Annotated in this window: 17 protein-coding genes; 8 read left to right on the plus strand and 9 right to left on the minus strand. The window is 71.8% G+C overall.

The window, feature by feature from the left end:
- Positions 1 to 239 precede the first annotated feature (239 nt).
- From AB0M08_RS46070 to AB0M08_RS46080, 3 genes are all read right to left on the minus strand, one after another.
- On the minus strand, positions 240 to 1664 hold the full coding sequence (locus AB0M08_RS46070; RefSeq protein ID WP_364508285.1) for an MFS transporter: 1425 nt from the start codon (positions 1662 to 1664) through the stop codon (positions 240 to 242).
- Positions 1665 to 1772: 108 nt separating this feature from the next.
- On the minus strand, positions 1773 to 2660 hold the full coding sequence (locus AB0M08_RS46075) for a universal stress protein (RefSeq protein WP_364508288.1): 888 nt from the start codon (positions 2658 to 2660) through the stop codon (positions 1773 to 1775).
- 71 nt (positions 2661 to 2731) lie between these two features.
- Positions 2732 to 3400: a type 1 glutamine amidotransferase domain-containing protein gene (locus AB0M08_RS46080; protein ID WP_364508291.1), complete on the minus strand. Its 669-nt coding sequence runs from the start codon at positions 3398 to 3400 to the stop codon at positions 2732 to 2734.
- 79 nt (positions 3401 to 3479) lie between these two features.
- Between AB0M08_RS46080 and AB0M08_RS46085 the strand changes: the two genes are divergently transcribed.
- The 5 genes from AB0M08_RS46085 (at position 3480) to AB0M08_RS46105 (ending at position 7069) form a co-directional block, all read left to right on the plus strand.
- Positions 3480 to 4319, plus strand: a complete 840-nt coding sequence (locus AB0M08_RS46085) for a LysR family transcriptional regulator (protein WP_364508293.1) — start codon at positions 3480 to 3482, stop codon at positions 4317 to 4319.
- 137 nt (positions 4320 to 4456) lie between these two features.
- Positions 4457 to 5458, plus strand: coding sequence for a glutamine synthetase (glnII, locus tag AB0M08_RS46090; protein WP_364508296.1), 1002 nt, complete (start codon positions 4457 to 4459; stop codon positions 5456 to 5458).
- 74 nt (positions 5459 to 5532) lie between these two features.
- Positions 5533 to 6243: an N-formylglutamate amidohydrolase gene (locus AB0M08_RS46095; protein WP_364508299.1), complete on the plus strand. Its 711-nt coding sequence runs from the start codon at positions 5533 to 5535 to the stop codon at positions 6241 to 6243.
- A 75-nt stretch (positions 6244 to 6318) separates the two neighbouring features.
- Positions 6319 to 6669: an STAS domain-containing protein gene (locus AB0M08_RS46100; RefSeq protein ID WP_364508301.1), complete on the plus strand. Its 351-nt coding sequence runs from the start codon at positions 6319 to 6321 to the stop codon at positions 6667 to 6669.
- A complete protein-coding gene (locus tag AB0M08_RS46105; protein WP_364508303.1) occupies positions 6662 to 7069 on the plus strand; it encodes an ATP-binding protein in 408 nt (135 codons plus the stop codon). Before AB0M08_RS46100 ends, AB0M08_RS46105 begins: the two co-directional genes overlap by 8 nt.
- Here AB0M08_RS46105 and AB0M08_RS46110 read toward each other — a convergent pair.
- Both AB0M08_RS46110 and AB0M08_RS46115 read right to left on the minus strand, forming a co-directional pair.
- Positions 7059 to 8537 carry a SpoIIE family protein phosphatase gene (locus AB0M08_RS46110; RefSeq protein WP_364508306.1) on the minus strand — a complete coding sequence of 493 codons (1479 nt, stop codon included), beginning with the start codon at positions 8535 to 8537 and terminating at the stop codon, positions 7059 to 7061. The two genes, AB0M08_RS46105 and AB0M08_RS46110, sit on opposite strands and share 11 nt — an antisense overlap.
- 176 nt (positions 8538 to 8713) lie before the next feature.
- On the minus strand, positions 8714 to 9136 hold the full coding sequence (locus AB0M08_RS46115) for a response regulator (protein WP_364508309.1): 423 nt from the start codon (positions 9134 to 9136) through the stop codon (positions 8714 to 8716).
- Positions 9137 to 9275: 139 nt separating this feature from the next.
- Here AB0M08_RS46115 and AB0M08_RS46120 point away from each other — a divergent pair, with 139 nt between their 5' ends.
- A complete protein-coding gene (locus tag AB0M08_RS46120; RefSeq protein WP_364508312.1) occupies positions 9276 to 10193 on the plus strand; it encodes a siderophore-interacting protein in 918 nt (305 codons plus the stop codon).
- Positions 10194 to 10240: 47 nt separating this feature from the next.
- Here AB0M08_RS46120 and AB0M08_RS46125 read toward each other — a convergent pair whose 3' ends face one another.
- The 3 genes from AB0M08_RS46125 to AB0M08_RS46135 are packed head-to-tail and all read right to left on the minus strand — an operon-like array spanning position 10241 to position 11268.
- Entirely contained in the window at positions 10241 to 10711 is a 471-nt protein-coding gene (locus AB0M08_RS46125; protein WP_364508315.1) for a hypothetical protein, read from the minus strand.
- Between the two features lie 3 nt (positions 10712 to 10714).
- Entirely contained in the window at positions 10715 to 10951 is a 237-nt protein-coding gene (locus tag AB0M08_RS46130) for a hypothetical protein (protein WP_364508317.1), read from the minus strand.
- Positions 10951 to 11268 carry a hypothetical protein gene (locus tag AB0M08_RS46135; RefSeq protein ID WP_364508319.1) on the minus strand — a complete coding sequence of 106 codons (318 nt, stop codon included), beginning with the start codon at positions 11266 to 11268 and terminating at the stop codon, positions 10951 to 10953. The genes AB0M08_RS46130 and AB0M08_RS46135 overlap by 1 nt, the downstream gene beginning before the upstream one ends.
- 291 nt (positions 11269 to 11559) lie before the next feature.
- Between AB0M08_RS46135 and AB0M08_RS46140 the strand changes: the two genes are divergently transcribed.
- Complete coding sequence (locus tag AB0M08_RS46140; RefSeq protein WP_364508322.1) at positions 11560 to 12588, plus strand: M4 family metallopeptidase; 1029 nt, start codon at positions 11560 to 11562, stop codon at positions 12586 to 12588.
- 358 nt (positions 12589 to 12946) lie between these two features.
- A complete protein-coding gene (locus AB0M08_RS46145; RefSeq protein WP_364508325.1) occupies positions 12947 to 13249 on the plus strand; it encodes a protealysin inhibitor emfourin in 303 nt (100 codons plus the stop codon).
- A 267-nt stretch (positions 13250 to 13516) separates the two neighbouring features.
- Here the strand turns inward: AB0M08_RS46145 and AB0M08_RS46150 are convergent, their stop codons facing one another.
- Positions 13517 to 14044: an aminoglycoside adenylyltransferase gene (locus AB0M08_RS46150; protein ID WP_364508327.1), complete on the minus strand. Its 528-nt coding sequence runs from the start codon at positions 14042 to 14044 to the stop codon at positions 13517 to 13519.
- Positions 14045 to 14418: the final 374 nt, after the last annotated feature.

Here is a 14418-nt window from a genome sequence, read left to right on the forward strand (position 1 = left end):
CGCCCGCCACCCCCCCCCGGGCCCGACCCGCGCGGGGGGCCGGTGTTGGGGCTGGGGCTGGGGGGTGACCCCCGCGACGCGCCCCCCCCCTCCCCACCAGCCGGGAGAGCGAGCCGCCCGACAGCCCGGACCCGGACCCGGACACGACCGTGCGCCGGCATCCGCCGAAAGCGAGCCGCCCCGACAGCCCGGACCCGGACACGACCGTGCGCCGGCATCCGCCGGGAGCGCGTCGTCGGTCAGGCGGTGACCAGCGCGGGGTCGGCGGGCGCGGCGACGGGTGCCGGAGCCGGGGTGGCCCGGTCGATGAAGAGCAGGACCAGGGCGCCGCCGACGGCGAAGATCACCGCGCCGAGGGCGTAGCTCAGGCGGTAGGCGTTCTCGGTCGGCAGGGCGACCGCGCCGTAGGTCTTGGTCTGCGCCGCGAGGATCGTGATGACCAGGGCGCTGCCGATGGTGCCGCCGATCGTCCGCATGATCGAGTTCACGGAGTTGGCGATGCCCGTCTCGTGGGCGTGGACGTGGCTGACCAGCAGGGCGGGCATCGACGCGTACGCCATCGCCACCGCGACGCTCGCGACCACGAAGCCCGCGATGGTCTCGCCCTTGTCGGCGTGCAGGAAGGTCAGCGACGTCATCGAGACCGCGCCGATCCCGCAGGCGATGGCGAGCACCGCACGGGGTCCCATCCGGCTCACCATCACGCCGGCGATCGGGCCGACCACGATGCTGGTGATCGCGCCCGGCATCAGGTAGATCACGCTGGCCTGCAGCACCGACGCGCTGAACCCGAATCCGGTGTACGCCGACGGGCTCTGCACGAAGTAGCTGGTGGCGAGCTGGAGCGCGAACATCGCGAACCCGACCGACATGGCCGCCAGGTTGGTGACCAGGATCGGCCGGTGGCGCAGCATCTCCACCGAGACCAGCGGGGCGGCCGTACGCCGTTCCAGCAGGTAGAACCCGACCAGGATGACCACTGCGGCGGCGAAGAGGATCAGCACCCGGGCCGACGTCCAGCCCCACGAGTGCCCCTGCGAGATCGGCAGCAGCAGGCTGACCAGGCCGGCCGAGAGCACCACCGCGCCGACCACGTCCACCCGGCCACCGGCGCCCGGCCGGCGGGGCAGCGTGCAGGCGAGGGCCAGCACGACCGCGCTCGCCGCCACGCAGAGCCAGAAGATCCGCCGGTAGTCGGCGCCGTCCTGGGTGAGCAGCCCGGACGCGACCAGCGCGACACCGCCGCCGACGCCGAGCGTGGAGGCGACGATCGCCATCCCGTTGGTCAGCTTCGCCGCGGGCAGCTCGTGCCGGAGCAGGCTGATGCCGAGCGGGAAGAGACCGAAGCTGGTGCCCTGCAGGACGCGGGCGGCGATCAGCCAGCCGATGTCGTGCGCGGTCGCCGCGATCACGCTGCCGAGCAGGGTGGCGACGAGCGTACCGATGAAGACCGGCTTGATGCCGAGGACGTGGCCGAGGCGGCCGAGCAGGGGGGTGCAGGCGGACGCGGCGAGCAGCGTCGCGGTGGAGACCCAGCCGACCGTGGTGACGTCGGAGCCGAGCTGCTGCGCGATCTGAGCCAGCACCGGCACCGGGATGGACTGGATCATCGCCAGCAGGAAGCTCGCCGCGGCAGCGGTCGTGAGCAGCAGTTTTGAACGCACGAGCGGAACGGTAGCCGACAGAATCGACACACTGTCGAGTTTTATGGTCCACGCGTCGAGCGTCACAGGAGAGCGGGGCGGAAACCCCGATGTGCTACGGCGGCGCGTTCATCCGTACGGGAAGAAGGTCTTGGAACTGACTCCCGTGACGAGGGCGACACTGCACCGGGCACGATGCAGCAGGTGACGGCCGACCGAGGGACGCAGCACCGCCCGCAGCGCCCGGCGCGCGCGGGCACCCGCCACCACGAGCTGCGCACCCGCCGCGGCCTGGGCCAGCACCTCACCCGGCGGACCGACCACCACCTCGGTGCTCACCGCCACGCTCGGGAACCGCTGCCGCCACCCGGCCACCATCGCCTCGAGGCGGCCCTGCTCCGCCGTGACCGCCGCGAGATTGGCCTGGCAGAGCATGTCCCGGCCGTCCGGCGGAGTCCAGCCGTGCACCGCGCGCAGCGACACGCCCCGGACCGCGGCCTGCTCGAACGCGAACCCGAGCACCTGGCCGGCCGCCGGGCCCTCCCGGTCCACGCCGACCACCACCGGATCGGTGGCCCGGGGCTCGCCGCGCACCACCACCACCGGGCACCGGGCGTGTGCGCTGACCGAACCGCTGGTCGAGCCGAGCCAGGCCCGGACGCCGGTCGGGCGGCGGCCGCCGAGCACCAGCAACCCGGCCCCGGCGCCCCGCTGGATCAGGGCGACGGCCGCGGTGGAGTGCTCGATCCGCGCCCAGACACGGACGCCGGGATGGCTGGCCTCGGCGTTGTGCACGGCCCGGCCGAGCATGTCGGCGACCGCGAAGTCGGTCTCCGCGTCGGGGTAGACCGCCGCGGCCGGCATCATCGCGGCCGCCGGGACATAGCTCGGCCACTCATAGGCGTAGACCAGCTCGACCGGCGCACCACTGCGCTCGGCCTCGTCGAGAGCCCAGCGCGCGGCCTTGCGCGCCTCGGGCGAGCCGTCGTAGCCGACGACGATCCTCTGGTTAGGCACGGTTGCCGCCTCCTCCCGCGCTGCTTCCCCTGATCGTCGTGCCTATGACCCCTCGGGGCAAGGCTGGCGGCTCATTTGGACAACGCGTCGAGCACCGCCTCGGCGACGGCGGTGGACGAGGCCGGGTTCTGGCCGGTGACCAGGCGTCCGTCGGTGACCACGTACGGTTCCCAGTCCCCCGCCCCCTCGTGCTTCCCGCCGAGCTCCTCCAGGCGGCTCTGGAGCAGGAACGGCACCACCCCGGTGAGCCCGACCGCGGCCTCCTCGCTGTTGGTGAAGCCGGCCACCCGCTTCCCCGCGACCAGCGGCGTTCCGTCCGAAAGGGTCAGACCGATCAGCGCGGCCGGGCCGTGGCAGACCGCGGCCACCACGCCGCCGCGCTCGTAGAGGTCCCGGGCGAACGCCCGCAGGCCCGGGTCGGACGGGAAGTCCCACATCGCGCCGTGCCCACCGGCGAAGACCACCGCGTCGTAGCCGGCCGGGTCCAGGTCGGCGAAGCGCGGGGTCGCACCGATCCGCTCCCGTACGGCCGGGTCCTCGGTGAACGCCTTCTGGATCGGGTCGGTCAGGTCCACGCCGTCGACCGGGGGCTCGCCGCCGGCCACGCTCGCGAAGTCGACCTCCGCGCCGGCCTCGGTGAAGACGTGCCAGGGGTGGGCGGCCTCGGGCAGGTAGTAGCCGGTCTCCCGGAGGCCGCCGAGGTCGGCGTGGCTGGTCAGACCGATCAGAATCTTCGTCATGTGCTGCACTGTGCCCGGTTTCCGGCGCCGGACACCAAGAGGAGGACGGACGGTCAGCCATCGGAAATACTATGGCCGGGTGGTGAGCCTGGATCTGCTGCGGACGTTTCTCGCGGTCCATCGCGCCGGGACGCTGACCCGGGCGGCGGAGGTGGTCGGCCTCTCCCAGCCGACGGTGACGGCACAGGTCCGGGCGCTCGAGGGGGAGCTGGGACATCCCCTCTTCGTCCGCGGGGCGCGCGGCGTGACGCCGACGGCGTTCGCGGACGACCTGGCCCGGCGGCTGGACGGCCCGATGGACGCCCTGGACGGCGTGGCGACCGGGTTGACCGGGATGGTCGAGCCGACGCTGCACCTGGGCGGGCCGGCCGAGCTGATGACCGCACGAGTCCTGCCCGCTTTATCTGAATATAAGCGACATATTCGGGTGAAGCTCGGCCTGGCCGACGACCTGCTCACCGAGCTCAGCGCGGGCCGCCTCGACCTCGTGGTCAGCGCGGTGCGGCCGAGGAAGGCCGGGATCCACGCCGAGCCGCTCTGCGACGAGGAGTTCACCCTGGTCGCCGCGCACAAGATTACCGACATATCCGAAATATCGCTTCTCTCGTACGCCGAGGACCTGCCGATCATCCGGCGCTGGTGGCGCCACGTTCTCGGCGCTCCCCCGCCGAACCGCGCCACCCTCGTCGTCCCCGATCTCCGCGCGCTCCGGGCGGCCGCCGTCGCCGGCATGGGCGCCACGGTCCTCCCCCGCTACCTGATCGAGAAGGACCTCGCCGACGGCACCCTCGTCGAGCTCCACCCGACCGACGACCCGCCGATCAACACGATCTACCTGGCCACCCGGAAATCCACCCGAAACACGCCGCACATCGCCGAAATCCACGCCGCATTGATCGTCGCAGGTAAATCTTGGTGACATCCGGGTAACACAGATCACGCGTCCGACGTACGGGATCGGAAACGTGGATTTGATCTTCGAGCGCTAGCGTCCTCGCGCCGCGCCAGGGTTGTCCGGCATAGCCCGACAGCGCCGAGTACACACGAGGAGAATCCATGGCTATCAAGGCCGAATACCTGTGGGTCGACGGTACCCAGCCGACCGCCAAGCTCCGCTCGAAGACCAAGATCCTCGCCGAGGGCGCCGAGCCGCCGGTGTGGGGCTTCGACGGCTCGAGCACCAACCAGGCGCCCGGTGACAAGTCCGACTGCGTGCTGCGCCCGGTCTTCACCTGTCCGGACCCGATCCGCGGCGGCGCCAACATCCTGGTCATGTGCGAGGTCGAGCTGATCGACGGCACCCCGCACCCGACCAACACCCGCGCCCCGCTGCGCGAGGTCGCCGACAAGTTCGCCGACCAGGAGGCGATCTTCGGCATCGAGCAGGAGTACACCTTCTTCAAGGACGGCCGCCCGCTCGGCTTCCCGGTCGGCGGCGGCTTCCCCGCCCCGCAGGGTGGCTACTACTGCGGCGTCGGCTCGGACGAGGTCTTCGGCCGTGAGATCGTCGAGGCGCACATGGACGCCTGCCTCGAGGCCGGCCTGAACCTCTCCGGCATCAACGCCGAGGTCATGCCGGGTCAGTGGGAGTTCCAGATCGGCCCGGTCGCCGCGCCGCAGGTCGCCGACGAGCTCTGGATCGCCCGCTGGCTGCTCTACCGCATCGCCGAGGACTACGGCGTCTCCGCCACCCTCGACCCGAAGCCGGTCAAGGGCGACTGGAACGGCGCCGGCGCGCACACCAACTTCTCCACCAAGGCGATGCGCGAGGGCTACGACGCGATCATCGCGGCCGCCGAGGCGCTGGGCAAGAAGCGCCAGGAGCACGTGGACGGCTACGGCGCGGGCATCGACCAGCGCCTGACCGGCCTGCACGAGACCGCCCCGTGGACCGAGTACAGCTACGGCGTCTCGGACCGCGGCGCGTCGGTGCGCATCCCGTGGCAGGTCGAGAAGGACGGCAAGGGTTACATCGAGGACCGCCGCCCGAACGCGAACGTCGACCCGTACGTGGTCACCCGCCTGCTGATCGACACCATCTGCACGGCGCTGGCCTGATGATTCCCGGACACGCGCAGGGGGAACCTCCCCTGCGCGTGTTCCACATCGAGCCGGGGTCCCCGCGGTCGCCGGTGATCCTGCACGTTCCGCACGCCTCGCGCGCGCTGCGCGGTTCCTTCCTCGCCTCCCCGGCGGAGATCGGCGAGGAACTCGACCACCTGACCGACGCGCACACCGACGTGATCGCGTCCCTCGCCGCGGAGATGTCGGAGGAATCCCCGTGGATCTTCCGGAACCTCTGGTCGCGCCTGGTGGTCGACCCCGAACGCTTCCCGGACGAGTCCGAGGAGATGCTGCGCGCCGGCATGGGCCCGGTCTACACCCACGGTTTCGCGGGACGCAGGCTGCGTGATCCGGCGCCGGCTCTCCTGCACGAGCATTTCCTCCCGTACGCCGAGAGCTTCACCGCCGCGGTGGACGAGCGCCTGGCCGCGGCCGGCCGGGTGGTCATCCTGGACGTGCACTCGTACTCCACCGAGCCGCTGCCGTACGAGCTGCACGCCGACGGCCCGCGCCCGCCGGTCTGCCTCGGCACCGACGACTTCCACACCCCGCCCGCCCTGCTCGGCGCCGCCCGGGCGGCCTTCGAGGGCACGGCTCTGAACAGCCCGTTCGCCGGTTGCTACGTCCCGCGCAAGCACTACCACCGCGATCCCCGGGTCACCGCGCTGATGCTGGAGATCCGCCGCGACCAGTACATGCACGAGCCCGGCGGGGAGCCGCACGACGGCCTGGACCGGATCGCCGCGGCACTCGCGAGCCTGATCGCCTCCCTGCCGTAGGGGCGCACCGGCGTTCCGGGTGACATGATGGGCGCGGAATGCTGTTTCCCCGGCCAGGAAAGGGTGCGGCGGCCGATGGCTGAATTCGAGGCGAGCACGTTCGCCACGGCCGGCCGGGTGACCGTGACCGTGTCCGGCGAGTGCGACCTCTCCGTCCGGGAGCGCCTCACCGCGGTCCTGCTCGACGCGGTGAACCGGGGACCCCGGGTCTTCGTCGACGTCGCCGCGGTCTCCTTCCTCGACTCCAGCGGGGTGCACGCGCTGGTCACCGCCCACCACGCGGCCCAGGGTCGGGGCGGGCGGCTCTTCGTGACGAACGCGGCCGGCGCGGTCGCCACCGTACTGGAGCTGACCGGTCTGGACGCGCTGTTCCAAGCGCCCGCCGAGGCCGCCCTCCCCGGGCCGGAAGAGCGCCGTCATGCCTGAACCCGTGATCCCGGAGCAGGCGGCCGATCCCGGCGCCGACGGGATGTCCTACACCGAGCCCGACGACCTGCGCCGGATCCGCGCGTTCGTCACCGAGCGGGCCACCCGGCTGGGCCTGCCGGAGAGCCGGATCGACCTGCTCACCCTCGCGGTCAGCGAGCTCACCACCAACACGCTGCAGCACTCCGGCGGCGGCGGGCACATCCGGGTCTGGGCCGAGGACGGGCAGCTGGTCTGCGACGTGGTCGACGGCGGCGGGCCACGGCCGTTCGGGCGGTCGATGCCGAGCGCCGAGGCGGTCCGCGGGCGCGGGCTGGCCATCGTGGAACGGGTCTGCGACGCCGTCTACACCGCGACCGTGCCCGGCGGCACCATGGTCCGCATCTTCCTCAACCTGTGACCAGCACGGCCAGCGTGCACGTGTCGTCGTCCGGGCTCGGGGCGTGCAGCAGCCGGTGGAGCCGGGTCAGCGGGTCACCGTCCGGCTCGGCCGAGACCGCGGCCAGGTGGTCCCGGACCTCGGCGGTCCGCCGCTCCACTCCCGCGCCGCGCCGTTCGACCAGCCCGTCGGTGTAGAAGAGCACCAGGTCACCCGGCTCCAGCGTGTCCTGCGTGACCGGGAAACCGGTCTCCTCCTCGGCGCCGAGCAGCAGGCCCAGCGGCCGTTCCAGCACCGTGCCCCGCCCGGCCCGGCCGAGCAGCGGCGGCGGATGACCGGCCCGGGCCCACGGCAGGGTCCGCGTCTCCGGGTCGAACATCGCGACCACCGCCGTACCGGTGATGCCGAGCTGCCCGGCCAGCCGGTTCAGGTGCCCGAGCAGCTCGCCCGGGTCGCGGATGCCGATCGACAGCCACGCCACCAGGGCGAACCGCAGGTGGGCCATGCCGCTCGCCGCGTCCAGGCCGTGTCCCGCGACATCCCCGACGGCGAGCGCCACCCGCCCGTCCGGCATGGTCTGCGCGTGGTACCAGTCCCCGCCGACCTGGACCGCGCTCTCCGCGGGCAGGTAGCCGACCATCGCCCGGAGCCCGGCCAGCGGGAACGGCTCGGCGGGCACCGGCTGGATCAGGTGCTGCAGCTGACGGGCGAGCCGGTGCTCCGCGAGCGCGGTCAGCTCGCCGATCCGGACCTCCTCGCTGAGCCGCTCGATCTCGCCGCGGGACGCCACCCGGGCGGTCACGTCCTGCACCACCGCGTAGATCTTCAGCGGCCGGCCGTCCGGGTCGCGGACCAGCTCGGCGAGGATCCGCAGGTGTTTGACCCGTCCGCCGAGCCGGAACCGGACGGTCACGTCGGAGGCCGACCGGCTGTCCAGGTCCTGCCAGGAGGCCTCGGCGATGCACCGGTCCTCGGGCAGCACCGCGGCGGCCTGGTCGGCGCGGGACAGCGGGCCGAGCTCGCGGTCCCGCTCGAAGATCGGGTACATCCCCGGGGACCACTCGTTGCGCCCGGTGATCATGTCGTGCTCAGACCAGCCGAGACTGCCCAGCGCCTCGGTGTTCGCCAGGCGGCGCTGATACTCGTCGACGCGTTCCCACCAGACCAGCAGGCCACCGAGGACGCGCCGGGCGCTGACCTCGAAACGGGACTCGCCGTACCGGAACTCGCCGAGGTCGCCGGGCTCCCCGGTCCGCAGCACCCACAGGTAGAGACTCCAGAGCGGCCCGCCGACCATGGCCGGGTAGAGTTCGCTGAGCAGGGCGTCGACGCGCTGGACGCCCCGGCCGTAGATGTCGTGGATCTGGTCGCTGGTGGCGGCGATCCGGAAGTCGGCGATCGCGCCGTCCGGGCCGGTGACCGGAAGCAGCCAGGTGCAACCGGCCGGGATCACGGCCAGGAGCTCACGGACCACGTCCTCGTCGGCCATCCCCGCAGCCTATCGGCCCCCTGATGGGAGCTATGCCATCCGATCGGGTGTGCCGCCCGGAGTCTCCGGGAACCACGGGCCCCACGGACGCACTCGGCGCGGAGACGTCGATGAGCGAGCTCACCCGGGTGGCGGGCGAGCTCGCCAGGTGGTCGGCAGATTCCGCGTCTGAGGGGTCAGTGTCCCAACAGCAACTGCACCCGGCGTACGAGATCGGCCAGGTCGATCGGCTTGACCATGTAATCCTCGGCACCCGCGACCCGGCCCAGATCCACGTCGGCCGGCGCACCCCGCCCGCTCATGAAGATCACCGGCGTGTGCGCGGTCTGCGCCGACGAGTGCAGCTCGTAGCAGAAGGCCAGCCCGTCCATCCCCGGCATCGACACGTCGAGCAGCACCAGCTCCGGGCGCTCCCCGACGGCGAGGGCCATCGCGGTACGGCCGTCCTCGGCCACCAGGGTCCGGTACCCGGCCGCCTGCAGCTTGAAGGCGACCATCTCACGCACACTCTCGTCGTCGTCGGCGACCAGGACGGTCGGCGGCTCCAGGGCCGCGGACCAGCCGCCGAGTCCGGCGTCGCTGAACTGGATCGTGTGCATGCCTGCTCCTTCGGGTAGGCCCCCAGATTCGGCACCGGGACCGTGAGCTGCAGGAATACACCGGTTGCGACCCGGTGGCTATCGACCGGCCCATCTCGGTTAGGTTAGGGTTACCTAAACACCTGCGGGGAGGCTGACCGTGACCCAGACCGCTGTACCCACCGAGACGTCGCCGTTCCGGTTCTTCCACGTCGAAGTGACCCGCGTGGTCCAGCTCAGCCCGAGCTTCCTGCGGGTGACCTTCACCGGCGACGACCTCGACCGGTTCGCCGACAACGGCTTCGACCAGCGGATCAAGCTGATCGTCCCGCTGGAGGGCTGCGGCCTCGACCACCTGCCCACCGGCGCGGAGTGGTTCATGGAATGGCGCGTCCTCCCCGACGACAAGCGCAACCCGATCCGCACCTACACCGTGCGCGCGGTCCGCCCGCTGCTGCGCGAGGTCGACGTCGACATGGTCCTGCACGGCATCACCGGCCCGGCCTCCGCGTGGGCCGCCGCGGCCGCCCCCGGCACCACCGCCTGCCTGCTCGGCCCGAACGCCGACTGGACCGGCGCGCACGGCGGCATCGACTTCCACCCGCCGGCCGGCACCAACCGCATCCTGCTCGGCGGCGACGAGACCGCGGTCCCCGCGATCGCCGGCATCCTCGCCGCGCTCCCCGCCGACGCCTGCGGCGAGGCCCTCCTCGAGGTCCCCGAGTCCGGCGACCACCTGCCGCTCACCGCCCCGCCCGGCGTCCGCATCACCTGGCTCCCCCGCGACGGCGCCGAGCACGGCACCAGGCTGATCCCGGCCGTCCAGACCGCCGCCGCCCACCTCCTCGGCGACGCGGCCGGCACGACCTGCGCCGACCTCGAGGACGTCGACGTCGACCACGACCTCCTCTGGGAGGTCCCGGACGGCACCGAGCCCACCGACGGCTTCTACGCCTGGCTGGCCGGCGAGGCCGCCGTCATCAAGTCGCTGCGCCGCCACCTGGTCGCCACCTGCGGCGTCGACCGCCGCTCCGTCGCCTTCATGGGTTACTGGCGCTTCGGCCGCCCCGAGTGCTGACCGGCCGGCCGGCGCACCCCTCGGCGCCGGCCGGAACCCGGGACCCGCTACTCCAGGCGGGTCCAGCGTTGCCGGGGCGCCTGCATGCCGTCACTGGGCAGGGAGACGACGATCTCGCCCGGGTGCACCAGCACCGGCAGGAAGTACATGCACGCGTCGCCGAGCCGCATCCGCTCGGCAGAGGTCCTGCGGCGCTCCGCGGTGGAGGCGACCGCCAGCGCCCCACCGGTGTAGCTCAGATTCGACTCCAGCAGCACCTCGGACGCGCCGCTCGGCCGGTGCGAACGCACCGTGAACACCAGCAGCTGCCGGTCGTCCAGGGCGACGGCCCGCCAGGACCCCTCGCTGTGCCCGGCGCGCGGGAACCGCGCGCGGCGGCCGGTCTCGTACCGCTGCCACCCGTCGCCGTCGAACGCGAGATGACTCGCGGGGCGCCGCCGGAATCGCGTGGCCCCCAGCGTGGTGAACACCTCCGGATGAACGACCCACAGCCCGCCGAGCACTCGCCCCAGGTCCACGGCTCACCCCACATACCCGAACGCCACGGTCACACCGTCCACACCCGACCGTAGGCCGCCGCCCGGGGCTCCATCAAGGCCCGGAAGGCCGCCCGAGACGGGCCCGCCGTACGCCGGAGCGACCCCCACCACCGAGTCATCGGCCGCCATCACCGACGCGAGTGACACCCGTGAGGTGACGGTCAGCGTCGTCGCGGTGTGCGCGATCCGCGGCAGATCCCGGTTCCCATCGATGGTCATCACCCGGCCCCGATCGTCCAGGTACGCACAGCCCCCACCCGCAGACTCCCCTCGGCGATCGACGGCGAGGCCCGGGAGGAACCGGTGGACGGGCCGATCAGGTGCGGCACGGGCGGCTGTCCGATGCTCTCGGCACCGAGCGCCGACAACACCCCGTCACTACCGTGCAGCAACGCCGGGCAGGCCTCGAGCAGCGATGTCCTGGTCAGCGTCGTCGCATCACCCGCATGCCCGGCCCCGGTGAACGTCGTCGACGACGCGCTGTCACCGTGGATGGACGCCCCGCCGGCCGGTGCGGTGTACGGATTCTGCGGCACGACCGCCGCCGGGACGACGATGAGCGCGGCGAGCAGCGAGCGCGTGAGCCCGCTGAGTAAGCGCCTGTTTACACCGCGGACGCTCCTCCGGCCATGCACCCAAGCCAGTGCTTTCCCAGAGGAGAAATAGGTTATCTCGTTGGGGTAAACCCCCCGCTACTGCTCAAGAACTGACAGACCGGAGTGCTCAAGACTCGACAGAATCCGTGCCGGGACGGTGCCAATCTCTGCGCAAGGCCGGCCAGCCGAGACGCCTCTACCAGTCGGAACGTCAACCGAGGGGGGATCTGAATGTCCGGACCTGTCTGTTTCTACGTGCCCGCGCACATCATCGACCACATCGCCCGCAACGCTCGCCAGCTCGGCATGGACCCGGACGCGGCGCAGCGCACCGCGGTCGCGTCCTCCGCCGTGCGCCAGCAGCGCCGCCTGCAGACCACCACCAGCCTCGACGCCCTCACCCCGCCCCGGCCGGGCAAGGGCGACCGGCAGATCTACGACGACCAGAACACCTGGAACACCGGGGTCCAGCCGGTCCGCGGCGAGGGCGACCAGCCGACGCCGGGCGCCAACGTCAACGCCGCGTACGACGGCCTCGGCGCCACCCGCGACTTCTACCGTGAGCTGCTCGGGCGCGACTCGATCGACAACGCCGGGCTGACCCTGCTCGGCGACGTCAACTTCGGCGAGAAGTACGACAACGCCTTCTGGGACGGCACCCGGATGGTCTTCGGCAACGGCGACGACGTCATCTTCAAGGATTTCACCGGCGACGTGGACGTCTGCGCGCACGAACTGACCCACGGCGTCACCCAGTACACCGCGGGCCTGGTCTACACCGATCAGCCGGGCGCCATGAACGAGGCGTTCTCCGACATCTTCGGTGCCTGCGTCGACCAGTACGTGCACAAACTCGACGCCGGCGAGCACAACTGGCTGATCGGCGAGGGGGTGATGGCCGACCAGCTCTACGGCGAGGCGATCCGCTCGATGGCCCACCCGGGTACGGCGTACGACAACCCGGTCCTCGGCAAGGATCCGCAGGCCGCGCAGATGTCGCAGTACGTACCCGGCGGCGATCCGCACATCAACAGCGGCATCGTGAACCGGGCCTTCTACCTGACCGCGATCGAGCTGGGCACCTTCCCGGCCGCCAAGATCTGGTACGCCACCCTGCAGAACCTCTGGCCGCAGGCCCAGTTCTCGGACTGCGCCTACGTCTGCGCCGAACAGGCCCGCATCCTGGCCCGCGACGCCAAGGTCGGCCGCAACGCACCGCAGACCGTCCGCGCCGCGTTCCGCGAGGTCGGCATCTCCTAGAAGAACACCCTGGAAGAACACCCTGGAAGCACACCCCAGGCGTTTCCCGTTGCCGGCATCCGCCCGTTAGGCCGGCAGCACCTGAGCGGCGATCTTCTCCCCATGAGGTCGCCGCTCAGGCCGCCGGTTCCCCCTCGACGACCATCCCCGGCCCCGACCACGCCACCCCGCAGTCGTCACAGCTCCAGTTCACGTGCACCAGCCCACGCCGCCGGCGCGGAACCCGTTTGTACAGCTCAACGCCGCAACACCAGCAGGAGGCGCGAACCACCGTCTCGCCGGGTGCGGCATCCGGTATCTTCATGGTCGGCAGATACCCCCTGGTTGCCGACCCGAACATGGTGGGGAGCCCCTCGTCGTGACGGACCGCATCCGCGCCGAGTTACGCCGCTCCGGCGGCTTCACCGGCCGCTCACTCCACGTCGTCCTCGACTCCACCGAGCTGCCCGACGAGCGCGCCACCGAGCTCGCCCGCCTCGTCCGCGCCCTCGACCTCACCCGCCTCGCCGCCGACGTCCCACCCACCTCCGGCGCCGACCTGATGCGCTACGACATCACCATCGACGACGGCTCCCGCCACTGGCACGGCATCGTCGCCGACCCGCACGTCCCCCCAGCTCTGCGCCCCCTCCTCCACTTCCTTTCACAACCACTTCTCTAGTACGCCCCACACCTCCCACCCCACCCATCCCCGCCCCACCTTCGCGGCCCGCGACCACCCTGCCCCCTCCCGGCCATCACGCGACTCCCGGTCTCGGCTGGCGCTCAGGGGTGTCTCGCTCCGCAGAGACACCCCTGAGCACCAGCCACCGCACAATCCCGCTCCCCGCCCACGCCAATCGCACAATCCCGCTCCCGCCCACGCCGATCGCACAATCCCGCTCCCCACCCACGCCGATCGGCTCGCCCGGCCGCATCCCGCCGGAGTTCAGATGCGGCGAAGGGCGGCCTCGATCCGCTCGATGTCCTCGGCGTCCTTGGCCCGCCGGGGCAGATCCGGATTCCAGACCGGCATCATCCGCTTGATCTCGACCTGCGCCCGCGGCGACACGATCGGGCAGACGATCCCGGCCAGTTCCCCGGGCGGCCCGTCCAGCAGATCCTCCGGCCAGGGCTCCCCCGCCCACGCACCGGCCGGCACCACGGGACACCCCGCGTCATCCCGCCCCAGCAGCGTGACACTCTGCTCGATCCCGTCCCGCTCCAGATCGAGCTGCTCATCATGCGGCGGCTCCGGCAACAGCCGCCACCCCCGCCCGGCGAGCACCGTGACGAGCCGCGGCGCCTCCTCATGCCACGCGAACCAGTCGATGTCCCGGTGCTCCCGGGTCACCTCCCCGAGAAAGAAGTCCATCGCCCACCCACCGCGCAGCCACAGCCCCACCCCGAGCTCCCCGGCCACCCGCACGGCTTCCTCGATAGCCCCCAGCTGCCCCGCCACCCGCTCATCCCTCACCCCCGAACGCTACCTCCTCTGTGGACCACCCACCCCCTGCCCACATCGTCCACCCGAGCCCGGCGGAGACCCCCTCGGCCCCAGCCACCAGGCCCTGGCTGGCGCCCAAGGGTGTGTCCACACGCCCGAGACACCTCTCAGCGCCAGCTGACTGATCGGCCGGCACCGGCGCGGTATGCGGCACGGGATTCCAGTCACCCGCGCCAGCTGGCGGGGACTGTACAAATAACGGTGTAACTCCTGATCAAGGAGACGCATCTGATGACCATGACAACTGAGGCCGTGGATACTGCCGCGGTGGCGAAGAAGCAGCAGTCGTTGGAGCCTGGCCTGCCGGGCGGGGTGGATGCCGAGCTGATCGGTCAGCTTGTCGA

The sequence above is a fragment of the Actinoplanes sp. NPDC051851 genome (genome assembly GCF_040681165.1).
In the GTDB taxonomy this organism is placed as follows: Bacteria; Actinomycetota; Actinomycetes; order Mycobacteriales; family Micromonosporaceae; genus Actinoplanes.